Below are 2,716 nucleotides of genomic sequence, written 5' to 3' on the forward strand. Positions count from 1 at the left end.
CTGGACAGGGAAGTTTCCGCGTGGGAAACAGAGCGCAATCGGAGAGACTGCAAGGTGAATTGGCAGTTTACGACCCAGGATGCGAGGATCAAATTGGGGCGTCTCTACCCGTCAATTCAGCTTTGTTGACCTACTAGCTTCATAGCTTGCTCAACAAACAAGTGATAGATGGAAGAATCGCTACTACCGCCAGCACCACCCGCCATCTGATAGGGTGGATTGCCGATAATCACATCGAATTGCATTTTGCCTCCAAAAATCTCGACAATCCGAGCCTTGATGTCGTTGGTGTGAATGAACGCATAAGCATGATTCTCCAGATTTTCCTCGCGATCAAAAATGGTTTTTGGAGCACCACAGAAAATACACTTCGTTTCTTCCCAAATATGCTCAGTGCGCTTAAACCAGATATTACCCTGCTCGCTCTTGAAAGATTTGGCAACCGAGTGCGGACCATTCGCGTGCTTGCTACAATACACGCTGCGCCGCGCCAACAGGCTCGTCAGCTCCGTGATGCCGATACCGAATACCTGCTTGGTGAGGATGTGGTCCACACGCTTCTGCAAATCAGGGATCTCGTCCTTCAGGCCCACTGTCAGGCGGCTGGTGATTTCACGCAAAAAAACGCCGCTCTTGGTAAAGGGATCGAGAAATCGCACCAACTTGTTGGCCCACAGATTTGCTCCCCCATGGTCCTTCTCCCATGCAGAGGCCAACGTGTCCAGCATCCGGTTTGCAAACTCCGGCGGGGTGAATACCTCGTCGTTGCTGAGGTTGGCGATGCAGGTCAGCACATCGGGATTACGGCCCCGCAGAGCAAAAGGGGCTTGATCTTGCGAGGCGTCAGTCATGCGTCTTCCTGCACGGATAGAACAGCCAGTTCAGACATGATCATCGGTTGCCAGACCTTGATTGGAGTGAAAATTTCGTGTTTACCCAGGTGCGCAAACAGCGAACCTTCCGCGCTGAAAGTCGAGGAAAGGGTAAGAATGTCGAGGAGAAAGTCACGGCGTTGAAACTTGCCTTTGCCGAGATAACCCCATTCGGCAAAGGTGATTGGCTGTCCATCGCTGGCCTTCATAGTCAGCGCGTCGCCATGCACGATATTAAGGGACAATACGAAACAGGCGATGCGGTAAAGGTTATCCTCTTCGTTAAGACCAAGGTATTCGGCAAAGATGCCAAGCAGATTGGCACGACATTCGGCGATGTTATCGGATAAAAGCTCAATGCCGTAGATGCACATCAATCCGAGCAAGGCATAGTGGCGCTTCTCGAAGTCTGACTGGCCGTATCTGAGTTCAACAGCCAAGAGTTTCCGTCGTAGAACAGGCACCAAAAAATTTCCGCTGCCGCAGGCAGGCTCCAACGAGGGATTATCGAAACCTTTTTGTTTGAGATAGGCACGCACCTCATGATCACTAAAGATGCCACCGTCGTCACGTTCAGCACTTTCATCCAATTCGATGCGGTAGTTGACAATCGCTGCCGTTTTCAATTGTTCGGCCACACGCTGTTTCACATCACGTGTGGTCTGTCCGACCTTCAACAGGCCCTTGTGCGCCGGGTCCGCAATCGAATAGGCATAAATCCGGGGGCGAGCCTGAGGCTTTGGTGCAAGAATTTCTTCGATGGGTTTAGTCATCGCTCTCGCCCATTGACCGGATCATGCTTTCAATGAATGCCACTTCGTCTTTTGTAATACCGTACTTCTCATGCAACAAATCGTCCGTCCAAACCATGTCCCAAGATTGTTTCGGAACCCATGTATAAGTCGAACGCAACGCATCTTGTGTGATTTTGCGGAGCGAAACGAGAAACCTGAACAGACGTGTCCGGTAATAGCTTGCGAAGCTCTTGGCTTCTTTCTCTGAATGGAAAGGCGATACGGTAAGATATGATTGTGTGCAGACTGAAGGTGGTGCTGCGACGATCTCCTTACCAAGTATTTGATGCGGAAAACTCTCCCCAGCTCCATATGCCTTAGGGACATAAATTTTCCACGCGTCAATGGCATCAGCATTCTTACGAATGTCAGCCCGGTTCATATAGCCGACGGTGCGCTTGCTTTTGGTGATAAGGTAAAGCGCAATCTTTCCTGTACCTGCCTTCTCTGTCCATTCCTCAAAGTTTGTAGCAATACCAAAAGGCGTATCACCAGAAACAAGGCTGATAACCGACGGCTCCTTGTATGCAAGAACCTTTCTTAGGATGCCAAGCGCACGCTCGTCGCGCACAAAAACATCAAACTCGCCAAGCTGGCGATTGCGCTGAAGATACTCTTGGCCAGCAGCTATGCGCGTGACATCGCATGTTCCTTTGTAAGAACCGTCCCAAAGAAAGTAGCTTACTCCACCCTTGATTTGCACTCCTGGAAAAGCTTCGCTGGAATCTGGGAAGTCCGTGAGGTTACGTAGGTGGCCTTCAGTGAGCATCCGCGTCCTGAACCCATCTAATCCTCGTCCACCTGCCAGCCATCTCGCTGGCGTGACCATGCTCAGATAGCGCGGTTCTAGTGGGCCGACAAAGCTGACCTGACAGGCTTTCGTTAATCTGTTACACTCTCCAGCTCCAGGGGATTCGGGCGGGAGTGTGTGACATGATCAAGTATGTGGTACGTCTGACGCTGACAGAGCGGGAGAGGTTGGAGGAATCAATCAGCAAGGGCCGAGCAGCAGCATCCGTTCTTCTGCGTGCCAGGATCTTGCTCAAGGCG

At 51.2% G+C, this 2,716-nt stretch carries 2 protein-coding genes and 2 pseudogenes; 1 reads left to right on the forward strand and 3 read right to left on the reverse strand.

Annotated elements, in window-relative coordinates; all coding sequences use genetic code 11:
* Positions 1 to 129, forward strand: a pseudogene (locus EJP87_RS18695) (IS630 family transposase); the annotation flags it as partial.
* A gap of 5 nt (positions 130 to 134) precedes the next feature.
* On the opposite strand, the pseudogene EJP87_RS15215 reads toward EJP87_RS18695, so the two are convergent.
* From EJP87_RS15215 to EJP87_RS15225, 3 genes and pseudogenes are all read right to left on the reverse strand, one after another.
* Positions 135 to 851 (reverse strand): annotated as a pseudogene (locus EJP87_RS15215) (Eco57I restriction-modification methylase domain-containing protein); the annotation flags it as partial.
* Positions 848 to 1,645 carry a GIY-YIG nuclease family protein gene (locus tag EJP87_RS15220; protein ID WP_227657685.1) on the reverse strand — a complete coding sequence of 266 codons (798 nt, stop codon included), beginning with the start codon at positions 1,643 to 1,645 and terminating at the stop codon, positions 848 to 850. The gene EJP87_RS15220 and the pseudogene EJP87_RS15215, both read right to left, overlap by 4 nt.
* Positions 1,638 to 2,501, reverse strand: a complete 864-nt coding sequence (locus EJP87_RS15225; protein ID WP_227657686.1) for a class I SAM-dependent methyltransferase — start codon at positions 2,499 to 2,501, stop codon at positions 1,638 to 1,640. The genes EJP87_RS15220 and EJP87_RS15225 overlap by 8 nt, the downstream gene beginning before the upstream one ends.
* Between the last annotated feature and the right edge of the window lie 215 nt (positions 2,502 to 2,716).

It is taken from the genome of Candidatus Magnetaquicoccus inordinatus, assembly GCF_004217665.1.
GTDB classification, from domain to species: Bacteria; Pseudomonadota; Magnetococcia; order Magnetococcales; family Magnetaquicoccaceae; genus Magnetaquicoccus; species Magnetaquicoccus inordinatus.

What these genes read in the sequence shown, in the direction of transcription:
- EJP87_RS15220 (WP_227657685.1), bottom strand. Translation starts at nt 1,645, where the DNA reads ATGACTAAACCCATCGAAGAAATTCTTGCACCAAAGCCTCAGGCTCGC.